The organism is Pseudomonas sp. SCA2728.1_7 (genome assembly GCF_018138145.1).
Taxonomy (GTDB): Bacteria; Pseudomonadota; Gammaproteobacteria; order Pseudomonadales; family Pseudomonadaceae; genus Aquipseudomonas; species Aquipseudomonas koreensis_A.
Map to the genome: position 1 here is coordinate 3,682,348 of NZ_CP073104.1, position 14,884 is coordinate 3,697,231.

The window sequence follows — 14,884 nt, forward strand, 5'->3', positions numbered from 1 at the left end:
GTCGGCATCCGGAAAAAAAGTGCGGGCATTTTCTCAGAGCGCGGCGCAAAAGGCACGGATGCAGGTCAGCCTTTTATCTATCGGGTCAATTTATTGCGCTGGAATGCAGAGTTTGCAGCCCCCAAAAAACAACTGTGGGAGTGAGCCTGCTCGCGATAGCGGAATGTCAGTCAATGGATCTGGTGACTGATCTACCGCTATCGCGAGCAGGCTCACTCCTACAGGGTATTGCGTCGCTTGTTTAGACGCCCAGGTAATCGAGGATCCCTTCGGCGGCATTGCGGCCTTCGAAGATGGCCGTCACCACCAGGTCGGAACCGCGCACCATGTCGCCACCGGCAAAGATTTTCGGGTTGCTGGTCTGGTGCTTGTACTGACCTTGCTCAGGCGCAACGACGCGGCCCTGGCTGTCGGTCTGGATCTCGAACTGTTCGAACCACGGCGCCGGGCTCGGGCGGAAACCGAACGCGATGACCACGGCGTCGGCCGGGATGATCTCTTCGGAACCCGGGATCGGCTCAGGGCTGCGACGGCCACGGGCGTCCGGTTCGCCGAGACGGGTCTCGACCACTTTCACGCCCTCAACCTTGTCTTCGCCGACGATAGCGATCGGCTGGCGGTTGTAGAGGAATTTCACGCCTTCTTCCTTGGCGTTCTTCACCTCTTTGCGCGAGCCGGGCATGTTCGCTTCGTCACGACGATAAGCGCAGGTCACCGACTTGGCACCCTGACGGATCGACGTGCGGTTGCAGTCCATCGCCGTGTCGCCGCCACCAAGAACCACAACCTTTTTGCCTTTCATGTCGACGAAATCTTCCGGCGACTTTTCAAAGCCCAGGTTGCGGTTGACGTTGGCGATGAGGAAATCCAGTGCGTCATACACGCCCGGCAGATCCTCACCGGCGAAGCCGCCCTTCATGTAGGTGTAAGTGCCCATGCCCATGAACACCGCATCGTATTCGGCGAGCAGTTGTTCCATGGTCACGTCTTTGCCGACTTCGGTATTCAGACGGAACTCGATGCCCATGCCGGTGAAGACTTCGCGACGATTGCTCAGCACGGTCTTTTCCAGCTTGAACTCGGGGATACCGAAGGTCAGCAGACCACCGATTTCCGGGTTCTTGTCGAACACCACCGGGGTCACGCCGCCACGCACCAGCACGTCGGCACAACCGAGACCCGCCGGGCCTGCGCCGATGATCGCGACACGTTTGCCGGTCGGTTTGACCTTGGACATGTCCGGGCGCCAGCCCATGGCGAACGCGGTGTCGGTGATGTACTTCTCGACCGAACCGATGGTCACCGCGCCGAAGCCGTCGTTAAGGGTGCAGGCACCCTCGCACAGACGATCCTGCGGGCACACCCGGCCGCAGACTTCCGGCAGGGTGTTGGTCTGGTGCGACAGCTCGGCGGCCTGAAGGATGTTGCCCTCGGCCACCAGCTTCAACCAGTTGGGAATGAAGTTGTGCACCGGGCACTTCCATTCGCAATACGGGTTGCCGCAACCCAGACAGCGGTGGGCCTGATCGGCCGACTGCTGGGGTTTGAACGGTTCGTAGATTTCGACGAACTCTTTCTTGCGTTGACGCAACAGTTTCTTCTTCGGATCTTTGCGCCCGACATCGATGAACTGGAAGTCGTTATTCAGACGTTCAGCCATTGTTAAAACCTCATCAAACTCTTCAGGCGCATATCACTGCGGGTTGGCACGAGTGCTGGAAAGCAACGATTTCAGGTTGGCAGCCTTGGGCTTGACCAGCCAGAAACGGCGCAAGTAGTCATCGAGGTTTTCGGCGAGTTCACGACCCCACTCGCTGTCGGTTTCCGCGACGTACTCGTTCAGCACGTTTTGCAGGTGGCTGCGATAGGCTTCCATCGCCTCACCGCTGATCCGCTGGATTTCCACCAGTTCGTGGTTGACCCGGTCAACGAAGGTGTTGTCCTGATCGAGCACGTAGGCGAAACCACCGGTCATGCCAGAGCCGAAGTTGTAACCGGTCTTGCCCAGAACGCAGACAAAACCACCGGTCATGTACTCACAGCAGTGATCGCCAGTGCCTTCCACAACCGTGTGGGCACCGGAGTTGCGCACGGCGAAACGCTCGCCTGCGGTGCCGGCGGCGAACAGCTTGCCGCCCGTGGCGCCGTACAGGCAGGTGTTGCCGATGATGGCGCTTTCCTGAGTTTTGTAAACGCTGCCCTTCGGCGGCACGATGGTCAGCTTGCCACCGGTCATGCCTTTGCCGACGTAGTCGTTGGCGTCGCCTTCGAGGTACATGTTCAGACCGCCGGCGTTCCACACGCCGAAGCTCTGCCCGGCAGTGCCTTTGAAGCGGAAGGTGATCGGCGCTTTCGCCATGCCCTGGTTGCCGTGCTTGCGGGCGATTTCGCCAGAGATCCGCGCGCCGATCGAACGATCGCAGTTGCAGATGTCCAGATCGAACTCGGCGCCGCTCATGTCGTTGATCGCCGACGACGCCATTTCGACCATTTTCTCGGCCAGCAGGCCTTGGTCGAACGGCGGGTTACGCTCAACGCCGCAGAATTGTGGCTTGTCCGCCGGGATGTGATCGCTGCCCAACAGCGGCGTCAGGTCCAGATGGTTTTGCTTGGCGGTCTGGCCCTCGAGGATTTCCAGCAGATCGGTACGACCGATCAGCTCTTCGAGGGAGCGCACGCCGAGCTTGGCCAGCCACTCACGGGTTTCTTCGGCGACGTAGGTGAAGAAGTTCACCACCATGTCGACGGTACCGATGTAGTGATCCTTGCGCAGCTTCTCGTTCTGCGTCGCAACGCCGGTGGCGCAGTTGTTCAGGTGGCAGATACGCAGGTATTTGCAACCCAGCGCGATCATTGGCGCAGTACCGAAGCCGAAGCTCTCGGCGCCGAGAATTGCAGCCTTGATCACGTCGAGGCCGGTTTTCAGGCCGCCGTCGGTCTGCACCCGGACTTTGCCACGCAGGTCGTTGCCGCGCAGGGTCTGGTGAGTTTCGGCGAGGCCGAGTTCCCACGGTGCGCCAGCGTATTTGATCGAGGTCAGCGGCGAAGCACCGGTACCACCGTCGTAACCGGAAATGGTGATCAAGTCCGCATAGGCCTTGGCCACACCGGCGGCGATGGTGCCGACGCCCGCTTCGGCGACGAGTTTCACCGAAACCAGCGCCTTCGGGTTGACCTGTTTCAGGTCGAAAATCAGCTGCGACAAGTCTTCGATCGAATAGATGTCGTGGTGCGGCGGCGGCGAAATCAGGGTCACGCCCGGCACTGCGTAACGCAGCTTGGCGATCAGCCCGTTGACCTTGCCACCCGGCAGTTGCCCGCCTTCGCCCGGCTTGGCGCCTTGCGCGACCTTGATCTGCAGCACTTCGGCGTTGACCAGGTATTCAGGGGTTACACCGAAACGACCCGTCGCGACCTGCTTGATTTTCGAGCTCTTGATGGTGCCGTAACGCGCAGGGTCTTCACCGCCTTCGCCGGAGTTCGAACGCGCACCGAGGCGGTTCATGGCTTCGGCCAAGGCTTCGTGAGCTTCCGGCGACAGTGCGCCCAGCGAGATACCGGCGGAGTCAAAGCGCTTGAGCACCGATTCCAGCGGCTCGATTTCACTGATGTCCAGCGGCGTGTCGAGGGTCTTGACCTTGAACAGGTCGCGGATCATCGACACCGGACGGTTGTCCACCAGCGAGGTGTATTCCTTGAACTTGGCGTAGTCGCCCTGCTGCACGGCGGCTTGCAGGGTGTTGACCACGTCCGGGTTATAGGCGTGATATTCGCCACCGTGGACGAACTTCAGCAGACCGCCCTGCTGGATCGGCTTGCGCGGACTCCAGGCTTCGGTGGCCAGTGCTTTCTGCTCGGCTTCGATGTCGACGAAACGCGCACCCTTGATGCGGCTCGGCACGCCACGGAAGCTCAGATCGCAGACTTCTTCGGACAGGCCGATCGCTTCGAACAATTGTGCTCCGCGGTAGGAAGCGATGGTCGAAATGCCCATCTTCGACAGGATCTTCAGCAGACCTTTGGTGATGCCTTTGCGGTAGTTCTTGAACACCTCATAGAGGTCGCCCAGCACTTCACCGGTACGGATCAGGTCGCCCAGCACTTCGTAGGCCAGGAACGGATACACCGCCGAGGCGCCGAAACCGATCAGCACCGCAAAGTGATGCGGGTCACGGGCGGTCGCGGTTTCAACGAGGATGTTGGAATCGCAACGCAGGCCTTTTTCGGTCAGGCGATGGTGTACGGCACCGGTCGCCAGCGAAGCGTGGATCGGCAGCTTGCCCGGGGCGATATGACGGTCGCTCAGGACGATCTGGGTACGCCCGCCGCGCACGGCTTCTTCAGCCTGATCGGCGACATTGCGGATCGCCGCTTCGAGGCCGACGCTTTCGTCGTAGTTGAGGTCGATGATCGCCCGTTCGAAACCCGGACGGTCGAGGTTCATCAGCGAGCGCCACTTGGCCGGCGAGATCACCGGCGAGCTGAGGATCACGCGCGAGGCGTGTTCCGGCGACTCCTGGAAAATGTTGCGCTCGGCACCGAGGCAGATTTCCAGCGACATCACGATCGCTTCACGCAGCGGGTCGATCGGCGGGTTGGTGACCTGCGCGAACTGCTGACGGAAATAGTCGTACGGCGTACGCACGCGCTGCGACAGCACAGCCATCGGTGTGTCGTCGCCCATCGAACCAACGGCTTCGTAGCCTTGCTCGCCGAGTGGGCGCAGGACCTGATCGCGCTCTTCGAACGTGACCTGATACATCTTCATGTATTGCTTGAGCTGATCGACGTCGTAAAACGCCGAACCGTGGTCGTTGTCTTCCATGGTCGCCTGAATGCGCAGGGCATTCTTGCGCAGCCATTGCTTGTATGGATGACGGGATTTCAGACGGTTGTCGATCGCATCGGTGTCGAGGATCTGCCCGGTTTCGGTGTCCACGGCGAAGATCTGGCCAGGGCCGACACGGCCTTTGGCAATCACGTCTTCAGGCTTGTAGTCCCACACACCGATTTCCGAGGCGAGGGTGATGAAACCGTTGGTGGTGGTGACCCAGCGCGCCGGGCGCAGACCGTTACGGTCGAGCAGGCACACCGCGTAACGACCGTCGGTCATCACCACGCCGGCCGGGCCGTCCCACGGCTCCATGTGCATCGAGTTGTACTCGTAGAACGCACGCAGATCCGGGTCCATGGTTTCAACGTTCTGCCACGCCGGCGGAATGATCATCCGCACGCCACGGAACAGGTCGATGCCACCGGTGACCATCAGTTCGAGCATGTTGTCCATGCTCGAGGAGTCGGAGCCAACACGGTTGACCAGCGGGCCGAGTTCTTCCAGATCCATCAGATCATTGGTGAACTTGGTCCGACGAGCCTGTGCCCAGTTGCGGTTACCGGTGATGGTGTTGATCTCGCCGTTGTGGGCGAGGAAGCGGAATGGCTGGGCCAGCGGCCATTTCGGCAGGGTGTTGGTGGAGAAGCGCTGGTGGAACACGCAGATCGCGGTTTGCAGGCGCTCGTCGCTCAGGTCTGGATAAAATGCGGCCAGGTCGGCCGGCATCATCAGGCCTTTATAGATGATGGTCTTGTGCGAAAAGCTGCAGATGTAGTGGTCGGAATCGACTGCGTTGGCCACCGACGAACGGCGACGCGCACTGAACAGCTTCACGGCCATGTCCTGATCACTCAGGCCTTCGCCGCCGATGTACACCTGCTCGATCTGCGGCAGGCGCTCAAGGGCGAGGCGGCCGAGGACGCTGGTGTCGATTGGCACTTTGCGCCAGCCGATCAGTTGCAGGCCTTCAGCGAGGATCTCGCGGTTCATGTTCTCGCGAGCGGCTTCGGCCTTGGCCGGATCCTGGTTGAAGAAGACCATGCCCACTGCATATTGCTTGGGCAGCTCGACGCTGAAGGTTTCCTGGGCAATGGCTCGCAGGAACGCGTCAGGTTTTTGAATCAGCAGACCGCAACCGTCACCGGTCTTGCCGTCGGCATTAATCCCACCGCGGTGGGTCATGCAGGTCAGGGCCTCGATGGCCGTTTGCAAAAGGGTATGACTGGGCTCGCCCTGCATGTGGGCTATCAGGCCGAAACCGCAGTTATCCTTGAATTCATCTGGTTGGTACAGACCTGCTTTCATAGACACTTTCTCACCAGGCTGCCTCTTTTCGAGGCAAATTTCTTTTCAATTCAACCACTTGCATCCCGCGCCGAACGTACGCCAGCTTAGCAGGGGCAAAAGGGTGGTCATTGTACACAGCGACACAGAGGCTCACAAATTTGACGACGAAATGTCGCAAATTCATGTCGCATTTGTGAAAGGTTTAAAGCGATCTGCTGTGCTAGTCAAAACTTTTTTAATTTTGACCGCAACGACTCAAAGACTACTGTGACGCAGACACCACAAGGCACGCGACCTGGAAGGAAGCGCGCACTCGTAGAAATTTTGAGGTGCTTGGAGAGGCGGCCTGGGTAAGGCCGCCGAATCTTCAGCGAGTTGTTGCCAGTTCCTGTTGGACGCTGGCGACAGTGCGAGGCCAAGGTTTACCAGCCTGAACCTTCGCTGGCAAGGCCTTGATGGCAGAAACGGCTGCATCACGATTGGCGAAGTTGCCGTAGGTGATCACGTAAAGCGGTTTGCCGTTGAGAACTTTCTTGAAATAACGGTACTCGCCGCCCTGCTCTTTGACGAAGTTTTGCGCAGCGGCTTCGGAGCTGGTGCCGAGGATCTGCACCACATAGTTGCCGGTCGGCTGGCCGGCGTACCAGCTGCCACCAGCAGCCTTGGCGACGGTCACCGGCTTCTCGGCCGGTTTGGCAGCCGCGGCTGGCTTGGCTGGCGCTGGAGCTGGTTTGGCGACTGGCGCGGCCGGAGCAGGCTTGGCGGTGGCAACTTGCGTCGGCGCCGGCGTCGGCTTGGCCGCTGGCAACGGAACCGGTGTCGGCGCAGGGCCGGCCGGAACGCCCGCAGGCGGTGCGGAGGTAGTAACGGTCGGCGGGGTGTCGCTGGAACCTTCCAGCGGTACGCCATCGTCGCCTTCGGTAATGCCACCGGCCGCTTCGGCCAACGGACCGCGCATTACCGGTTGCGAGTTGCCGACCAGCGGCAGCGGCATCGGCTGTGTATTACCGGCGAACTCGACGTTCGGTGCGCCGCCATTGGCTGCGCCCTGGCCCAATGGCAACTGTGCCTGTTCATTGGCCGGTGCACCGGTGGTCGGCGCCTTGTTGCGACCCGGCATCAGCCAGGCGGCAGCGACCGCGACCACAACGACGGCGGAAATCGCCAATACGTGTTTCTTCGGCATGTTGAACCCCATACTTGGACGCTTGACCGCTGAGCGGCTGGCAATCATGACTTCGATCAGAGCATCGCGAGCGACCTGGTTGATGTTGCCCGGCCAACCCTCGGCACTTTCGTGAATATCAGAGATCTGATCCGCGCTGAAAAGTTCGACACCCCGGCCAGCACCTTCGAGCCGTTGGTCGAGATACTCGCGGGTTTCTTCTTCGGTGTACGGCTGCAATTCAATGACGTGGAAACGCTCTTCCTCAAGGTGCAAAGCCTCGAGCTGAGCAATCAGCGACGATTCACCGAACAGGAACACGTGCGGGCGACCTTCCGGTGCGCCGGCACCCAGTGCCATCAGCGCTTCGAGGGCGGATTCATCGAGCTGCTCGGCGTCATCCACCAACAGATAGACTTCCTGGCCGGTCAGCGCGAGTTGCACCACTTGATCCAGAATCGCGCCAACTTCGGCCTGAGCGACGTTCAGTGCCTGCGCAACCTGGCGCAGCACGCCAGCGGCATCACCGGCACCACGGGCGGAAACCACCACGCTCTGCACCGACTGTTTGTTGGTGCTGGCGACCAGCGCCTGACGCAACAACGTCTTGCCACTGCCCTGCGGCCCGGTGACCACCAGCAGCAATTGGCTGTAACGCGCCAGATGGTGCAGTTGACCCAGTACCGGTTTGCGCTGGGCCGGGAAGAACTTGAAGCCCGGCACGCGTGGCGCGAACGGGTCGTGACTTAACTGGAAATGGCCGAGGAACGCCTCGTCGGCATGCAAACTAGTCATCGGAATCTTATTAACCTTTAAGCTGAGCCAGGGCGCGGTAATCCGCTCCCAGCGTGGCCTGTAGAACCTCTTTCGGATAATCGTCGGTCACTACCGCTTCGCCCATCCGGCGCAGCAGCACCAGGCGCAGACGACCGTCGATCACTTTTTTATCAATTGCCATGTGTTCCAGGAAATCGGCTTCGGTCATTTCCGTCGGCGGGATCACCGGCAGACCGGCGCGCTGGAACAGACGAATGCCGCGATCACGCTCCTGCTCGCTGATCCAGCCCAGACGCGCAGACATCTCCAGCGCCATCACGGTGCCAGCCGCCACCGCCTCCCCGTGCAACCAGACACCATAGCCCATGTGGGTCTCGATGGCGTGGCCGAAGGTGTGGCCAAGGTTGAGCGTGGCACGTACGCCGGTTTCCTTCTCATCGGCGCCGACCACCGCAGCCTTGGCTGCGCAGGAGCGCTCGATCGCGTAAGTCAGGGCTTTCTGATCCAGCCCACGCAGGGCATCGACGTTTTCTTCGAGCCAGGTCAGGAACGGCTCGTCACAGATAAGCCCGTATTTGATGACTTCGGCCAGACCGGCGGACAGCTCGCGCTCTGGCAGGGTTTTCAGGGACGCCGTATCGATCAGCACCACGTTCGGCTGATAGAACGCGCCGACCATGTTCTTGCCCAACGGATGGTTGATGCCGGTCTTGCCGCCCACCGACGAATCGACCTGGGACAGCAACGTCGTAGGGATCTGGATAAAGTCGACACCGCGCTGGTAGCAGGCAGCGGCGAAGCCGGCCATGTCGCCGATCACCCCGCCGCCGAGGGCGATCACGGTGGTGCGGCGGTCATGACGGGCGGTCAGCAGACCGTCGAAGATCAGTTGCAGGGTTTCCCAGTTCTTGAAGGCCTCGCCGTCCGGCAGCACCACGGAGATCACCGAGAACTGCGCCAGGCTGCGAGTCAGACGCTCAAGATAGAGCGGCGCAACGATCTCGTTGGAGATGATTGCCACCTGCCGCCCATGGATATGCGGTGCCAGCAACTCGGGCTGATCCAACAAACCTTCGCCAATATGAATCGGGTAGCTGCGCTCGCCTAGATCGACCTTGAGTGTCTGCATGTGTCCCCACAGTGAAGATGGAAGCAGGCGTCCTGCCCTGAATTATTGGTTATCTGCGGCCTATAGCGGGTATGACGCCGCTCGCACGCCATCCGCCACAACCTCGACGGGCTGTGACAGGACGCCGAGGATAGCGCATTTCGAGCGCTGCTTTAACGGGGAGGAAGTTGCGCCAGACGATCGAGAATGTCGAGCACCACCATGCGTGGCGGCCGTTCGTCGGTTTCCACCACCAGATCGGCGATTTCCCGATACAGCGGATCACGGATCGCCAGCAGGTCACGCAGGGTTTTCTCCGGATTGGCAGTGCGCAGCAACGGTCGATTGCGGTCACGCGAAGTGCGGCCGACCTGCTGTTCGACGGAGGCGTGCAGATACACCACTCGCCCCCCCTCATGCAGGGCCTTGCGATTGGCATCGCGCATGACTGCGCCACCGCCGGTCGCCAACACCACGCCATCGAACGCGCACAGCTCGGCAATCATCGCCTGCTCACGGTCGCGAAAGCCGGGTTCGCCTTCCTTGTCGAAGATCCACGGGATATTGGCGCCCGTGCGCAGTTCAATTTCCTTGTCGGAATCTTTGAACGGCAGGCGCAGCTCTTTGGCCAGTAACCGGCCGATGGTGCTTTTGCCAGCACCCATCGGTCCTACAAGAATCAAATTTCGCACAGAATCAACGACTCACAGCAATCGCCTGGTTATTCATGATACGTGGTGTGAGAAATACCAGCAGCTCGGATTTTTTCTCCGAAACCACATCACGCCGGAAAAGGCGGCCAAGATACGGCACATCGCCAAGAAATGGCACCTTATCTACGACCTTGCTTTGAGTATTTGAGAAAACACCGCCAATCACGATGGTTTCGCCGTCGTTGACCAGCACCTTGGCGTTGACCTCGTTTTTCTTGATCGGCGGCACATCCTGCACTTTGTTCAGGTAATCCGGTTCGTCCTTGGTGACCTTGACCTCCATGATGATCCGGTTGTCCGGGGTGATCTGCGGGGTGACTTCCAGCGACAGCGAAGCCTCCTTGAACGACACCGAGGTTGCACCGCTGGAGCTGGCTTCCTGATACGGAATTTCGGTGCCTTTGAGGATTTTTGCGGTTTCCTTGTCGGAGGTGACCACCTTCGGCTGCGAGACGATTTCGCCGTTACCGGTCTTCTCCATCGCGGTCAGTTCGAGATCGAGCAGCACGTTGTCGGTGATGAAGGCGATGCCGATCCCTGAAGTATTGCCCACTGTGCCCATGTCGACGAACGGTGAGTTGGTACTGGTGCTGCCTGGCGTACCGATGGTCGTCGATGAACCGTTGACCCCGGAAGCGTTCCAGTTGCCCTTGTTCTGGATCGAACCGCCCCAGCGCACGCCGAGGCTTTTGTCATAATCGACGTTGGCTTCGACAATTCGCGCTTCGATCATCACCTGACGCACTGGAATATCCAGTTGCGCCACGATCCGCCGCAGTTCGTCGAGACGATCCTGAGTCTGGTAGGCAATGATGTTGTTGGTTCGCTCATCGACGGTGATCGAACCACGTTCATCGATTTTTGCTTCGGCGCTTGTCACCGACTGAAACAGCTTGGCGATGTCCGCCGCCTTCGCGTAGTTCACTTGCAGCAGCTCACGGCGCAACGGCGCCAGCTCGGCGATCTGTTTCTGCGACTCCAGTTCCTGACGCTCGCGGGCAGCGATTTCATCGGCCGGCGCCACCAGCAGCACGTTGCCGATCTTGCGTTTATCCAGGCCTTTGGTTTTCAACACCAGATCCAGCGCCTGATCCCACGGCACGTTTTGCAGGCGCAAGGTAATGCCACCCTGCACCGTGTCGCTGGCGACCAGATTGAGATTGGTGAAGTCGGCGATCAGTTGCAGCACCGAGCGCACATCAATGTCCTGGAAGTTCAGCGAAAGCTTTTCGCCAACGTACGCCTGACGGTCAGCGTTGCGTTTTTGCAGGTCATCGACCGTCATTGGGCGGATGCTGACGGTCAGTTTGTTGTCGGTCTGGAAGGTCGAGTACTCGTAAGTACCACTGGGTTCTACGGTAATAACCGTGCGATCAGCGGTCACCCCGGCATTGACGAACTGCACCGGCGTGGCGAAATCCTTGACGTCGAGGCGTACCCGCAGCTTGTCCGGCAGCTGCGTGCGGGCAAAGCTGAGGATGATCTTGCCGTCATGTTCCTGAATATCCGGGGCAATGGTCGGGTCGGACAGATCGATGACGACATTGCCTTCACCTGCCGTACCGCGCTGGAAGTCCACACCGCGAATCGCGCGGTTTTTCGGCACAAAGGCCTTGGCGGGTGCAGGACGCGGCGCCGCTGCCGGTGCGCCCTGACCAACCACCACGAACAGGTTATTGCCTTCGACCCGCGTGGTGTAAGGCGCCAGCTGCGTGAGACTGACAATCAGCCGCGTCCGCTCCTTGGCCTCGACCACCGTGGCCGTGCGCGCATTACCACTGCCCAGATCAAGATTCTTGCTGGCCAACTGACTGGCGACACCGGGCAGATCCAGCGCAATTCGCGCCGGTGACTCAGTGGTGTAACCCTTGGCTTGCGGCGGCGGGCCGTCGAACGACAACTTCAGCTCGACGCGATCACCCGGCAACGCTGCCACATCCAGCGTCTTCAGATTGGCCGCGAGTACCATCGGCGACATCAGCGCTATCCATAGCGAAAAACCGAGGGTGGAGAAAATCCTGTTCATTGTTCGACTTCCACTATGAGTGCTCTTTCAAAGGAATGGTGCGCGGACGCTCCAACCAGGCGCCTTCGCCGTCGGGAACGATCTCGACCACATCGACCTGGGTGGCACTGATGGCGACGATGCGACCGTCGTTGCGCCCCAGGTAATCGCCGACTTTCAACCGATGCACGCCGCCAGCACCGCGCAGCAGCGCGAAGGAGCCGGAAGCATTGGCAATCGTGCCGACCATCTCGAACTGCTCGATGTTGAAACCTTCGAGGTATTGCTTGACCCGATTGGGGTCGGGTTTGACGTTGCGTGACCCGTGTTTCTGCCCGGCCAGATCAACGCGCACCTGGCGCGAGAACGGACTGCGCAGGTTGGCCGCGCTGTAAGTGAATGTTGGGTAAGACCGGAATGTCGGGGTTGGTTCAATCTTGCCTGCCGGGCGCAGGCGCACTTCATTCAGGTAGGCGTCGAGATCGCTGAAGTCGTCATTGCCACCACAACCGTTCAACGCGAGCAGCGTCATCGCCAACGCGATACAACGAATCGGGGTCATTTCTGCAGCCCCTTGTCGTTATAGCGGTAGGTCTTGGCAAGGATGCTCATGCGCAGCTTCGGCCCGCCTTCTTTATCGGCAGGAGCGAGTTCGAAATCATGCAGGGTGACGATGCGCGGCAGTCCAGCCACGCCGCTGACGAAGGTGGCGAGATCGTGATAGGCCCCGGTGACGGTGATCTGAATCGGCAGTTCTATGTAGAACTGCTGGGTGACCTCCGGCAGCAGTTTGATCTCTTCGAACTCCAGACCACTGCCCAGACCGGTACGGGTGATGTCTTCGAGCAGCCCCGGCACTTCGGTATCACTGGGCAATTGTCGCAGCAACACGCCGAAGGTGTTTTCCATCTCCTTCATTTGCTGGGTGTACAGCTCAAGGTTGGCTGAAAGACGCGCCTTGCTGGCGAACTGCTCCTTGAGCATGGCCTCTTCTTCGCGCTTGGCCTCCAGCTGGTTTTCCAGATCACTGGTGAAAAAGTTATAGCCAAGCGCCAACACCAGCACCATCAACAGCGCTCCGGCGATAAATTTCACCGCCGCCGGCCAGGAACCGATATTGCTGGTGTCGAGATCGTTGAAATCGATGTCGCGCAGACTTTGCAGCCATTCGGACGGCTTCATTGCTCGTCCTCCACGGCATGCGGCTGGGTCTGCCGTACGGTCAGTTCAAACGTGTTGGTCTGGTCCACTTGGCCGGCGGTCGTCGCCTTGACTTCGTTGAGACTCGGCGCATCGAACCAGTCCGATGCCTCGAGATTGCGCATCAGGTCCGAAACGCGGTTGTTGGATTCTGCGGCGCCACTGATCGACAGGGTTTTGCCGGTCATTTTCACTTCTGTGAAATACACGCCGTCCGGCAGCGTACGCGCCAGCTGATCAAAGATTCGCCCGCTGACCTGCCGGTTGCCCTGCAGGTCCTGGATGATGCGCATGCGCTCGACCAGTTGCTGGCGGTGCGCTTTGAGTTCGCTGATCTGCTTGATCCGCTCGTCAACCACGGCGATCTGCTTGCCGATGTAGTCGTTGCGCGCCACTTGCCGCTCAATGGCCGCGCTGATGACCTGATCAGCAATCAGCACCGCGCCCACCGAGCCGACCAACACGCCGATCAAGGCCAGCAGAAAGCGTTTGCGCCGTTCTTCGCGGCGCTCTTCGCGCCAGGGCAGGAGGTTGATCCGCGCCATCAGTCGAAACTCCTGAGCGCGAGCCCGCAGGCGATCATCAGCGCCGGCGCATCGCTGGCCAGCGCTCCAGCGTTGACTTTGCTGCTCAAGGCCATGTTGGCAAACGGGTTGGCCACTTGCGTTGGCGTCTTCAGGCGTTGCTCGATCAAGCGGTCCAGCCCTGGCACCGACGCCGTGCCGCCGGCCAACAGAATGTGATCGACCGCGTTGTATTGGCCGGAGGCGAAGAAGAACTGCAATGAGCGCGACACCTGTTGTACCAGTGCCTCGCGAAAGGGTTGCAAGACCTCGCTGATGTAATCATCGGGCAGACCGCCCTGTTTTTTTGCCAGCCCGGCCTGCTCGAGGGTCAGGCCATAGCGGCGCTGGATTTCTTCGGTCAATTGCCGACCGCCGAACAATTGTTCGCGGGTGTAGATGATCTTGCCGTTGTGCAGGACGCTGAGAGTGGTCATGGTCGCGCCGATGTCGACCACCGCGACGGTCAGGCGCTCCTGCGAGGCGGCCAGTTGCGTCGCGAGCAAACCGAATGAGCGCTCCAGTGCATAGGCCTCGACATCGACTACCCGCGCGGTCAGCCCGGCCAGAGCCAACGCCGCTTCGCGGACTTCGACGTTTTCCTTGCGACAGGCGGCGAGCAACACGTTGACCCGCTCGGGATTGCGCGGTGATATGCCCTGGACTTCGAAGTCGATGGCGACTTCGTCCAGCGGATAGGGAATGTATTGGTCGGCTTCGATCTTGAGCTGGTTTTCCAGTTCGTCGTCGGACAGCCCGGCGTCCATTTCGATGACTTTGGTGATCACGGCGGAACCGGCCACCGCCACTGCCACGCTCTTGAGCCCGGTGCGCGCCTTGACCAGCACGCGGCTCAGGGCCTGACCGACGCCTTCCAGCTCGGCGATGTTCTTTTCGACCACGGCGTTGACCGGCAATGGCTCTACCGCGTATGCCTCGACCCGGTAGCGATCACCCTGACGGCTCAGTTCCAGCAGCTTCACTGACGTGGAGCTGATGTCGATCCCCAGTAACGGTTTGGCTTTTTTATTGAAGAGTCCCAGCACTACCAATTCCCTATGACTTTCCGTGAGTTACGGACTCTGTAATACGCATTGCGTTCCTTCACCCCGTCTTGACAGAAGCGCAAATGACGCCCCCAACAGAAAAGTGCTTATAATGCCCAGCGTTTTTTTCTGCTTTTTACTGCAAGCGCGGATGGTTCTGTGTGTAGCCGGAGCCCCGTCGCCAAA

General features: G+C 60.0%; 10 protein-coding genes. All 10 read right to left on the reverse strand.

What is annotated here, in order from left to right:
• Positions 1-241: 241 nt before the first annotated feature.
• Entirely contained in the window at positions 242-1,660 is a 1,419-nt protein-coding gene (locus KBP52_RS16390; RefSeq protein WP_007909438.1) for an FAD-dependent oxidoreductase, read from the reverse strand.
• Between the two features lie 33 nt (positions 1,661-1,693).
• Complete coding sequence (gene gltB, locus KBP52_RS16395; protein ID WP_212620560.1) at positions 1,694-6,139, reverse strand: glutamate synthase large subunit; 4,446 nt, start codon at positions 6,137-6,139, stop codon at positions 1,694-1,696.
• Between the two features lie 349 nt (positions 6,140-6,488).
• Positions 6,489-8,081 carry an AAA family ATPase gene (locus KBP52_RS16400; RefSeq protein ID WP_077570428.1) on the reverse strand — a complete coding sequence of 531 codons (1,593 nt, stop codon included), beginning with the start codon at positions 8,079-8,081 and terminating at the stop codon, positions 6,489-6,491.
• 10 nt (positions 8,082-8,091) lie between these two features.
• Complete coding sequence (gene aroB / locus KBP52_RS16405) at positions 8,092-9,192, reverse strand: 3-dehydroquinate synthase (RefSeq protein WP_212620561.1); 1,101 nt, start codon at positions 9,190-9,192, stop codon at positions 8,092-8,094.
• Between the two features lie 152 nt (positions 9,193-9,344).
• A complete protein-coding gene (gene aroK / locus KBP52_RS16410) occupies positions 9,345-9,863 on the reverse strand; it encodes a shikimate kinase AroK (protein ID WP_011332081.1) in 519 nt (172 codons plus the stop codon).
• 4 nt (positions 9,864-9,867) lie between these two features.
• The gene (locus KBP52_RS16415; protein WP_212620562.1) at positions 9,868-11,910 is read right to left on the reverse strand and encodes a type IV pilus secretin PilQ family protein; all 2,043 of its coding nucleotides are present in this window, start codon (positions 11,908-11,910) and stop codon (positions 9,868-9,870) included.
• 13 nt (positions 11,911-11,923) lie between these two features.
• Positions 11,924-12,451, reverse strand: a complete 528-nt coding sequence (locus tag KBP52_RS16420; protein ID WP_137218565.1) for a pilus assembly protein PilP — start codon at positions 12,449-12,451, stop codon at positions 11,924-11,926.
• Entirely contained in the window at positions 12,448-13,071 is a 624-nt protein-coding gene (gene pilO / locus KBP52_RS16425; protein ID WP_212620563.1) for a type 4a pilus biogenesis protein PilO, read from the reverse strand. Before pilO ends, KBP52_RS16420 begins: the two co-directional genes overlap by 4 nt.
• A complete protein-coding gene (locus tag KBP52_RS16430) occupies positions 13,068-13,634 on the reverse strand; it encodes a PilN domain-containing protein (protein WP_116029243.1) in 567 nt (188 codons plus the stop codon). Before KBP52_RS16430 ends, pilO begins: the two co-directional genes overlap by 4 nt.
• Entirely contained in the window at positions 13,634-14,698 is a 1,065-nt protein-coding gene (locus KBP52_RS16435) for a pilus assembly protein PilM (RefSeq protein ID WP_077570415.1), read from the reverse strand. Before KBP52_RS16435 ends, KBP52_RS16430 begins: the two co-directional genes overlap by 1 nt.
• Positions 14,699-14,884 lie beyond the last annotated feature (186 nt).

Coding starts and splice junctions, on each gene's coding strand:
- KBP52_RS16390 (WP_007909438.1), bottom strand. CDS start 1,660: ATGGCTGAACGTCTGAATAACGACTTCCAGTTCATCGATGTCGGGCGC.
- gltB (WP_212620560.1), bottom strand. CDS start 6,139: ATGAAAGCAGGTCTGTACCAACCAGATGAATTCAAGGATAACTGCGGT.
- KBP52_RS16400 (WP_077570428.1), bottom strand. CDS start 8,081: ATGACTAGTTTGCATGCCGACGAGGCGTTCCTCGGCCATTTCCAGTTA.
- aroB (WP_212620561.1), bottom strand. CDS start 9,192: ATGCAGACACTCAAGGTCGATCTAGGCGAGCGCAGCTACCCGATTCAT.
- KBP52_RS16415 (WP_212620562.1), bottom strand. CDS start 11,910: ATGAACAGGATTTTCTCCACCCTCGGTTTTTCGCTATGGATAGCGCTG.
- KBP52_RS16420 (WP_137218565.1), bottom strand. CDS start 12,451: ATGACCCCGATTCGTTGTATCGCGTTGGCGATGACGCTGCTCGCGTTG.
- pilO (WP_212620563.1), bottom strand. CDS start 13,071: ATGAAGCCGTCCGAATGGCTGCAAAGTCTGCGCGACATCGATTTCAAC.
- KBP52_RS16430 (WP_116029243.1), bottom strand. CDS start 13,634: ATGGCGCGGATCAACCTCCTGCCCTGGCGCGAAGAGCGCCGCGAAGAA.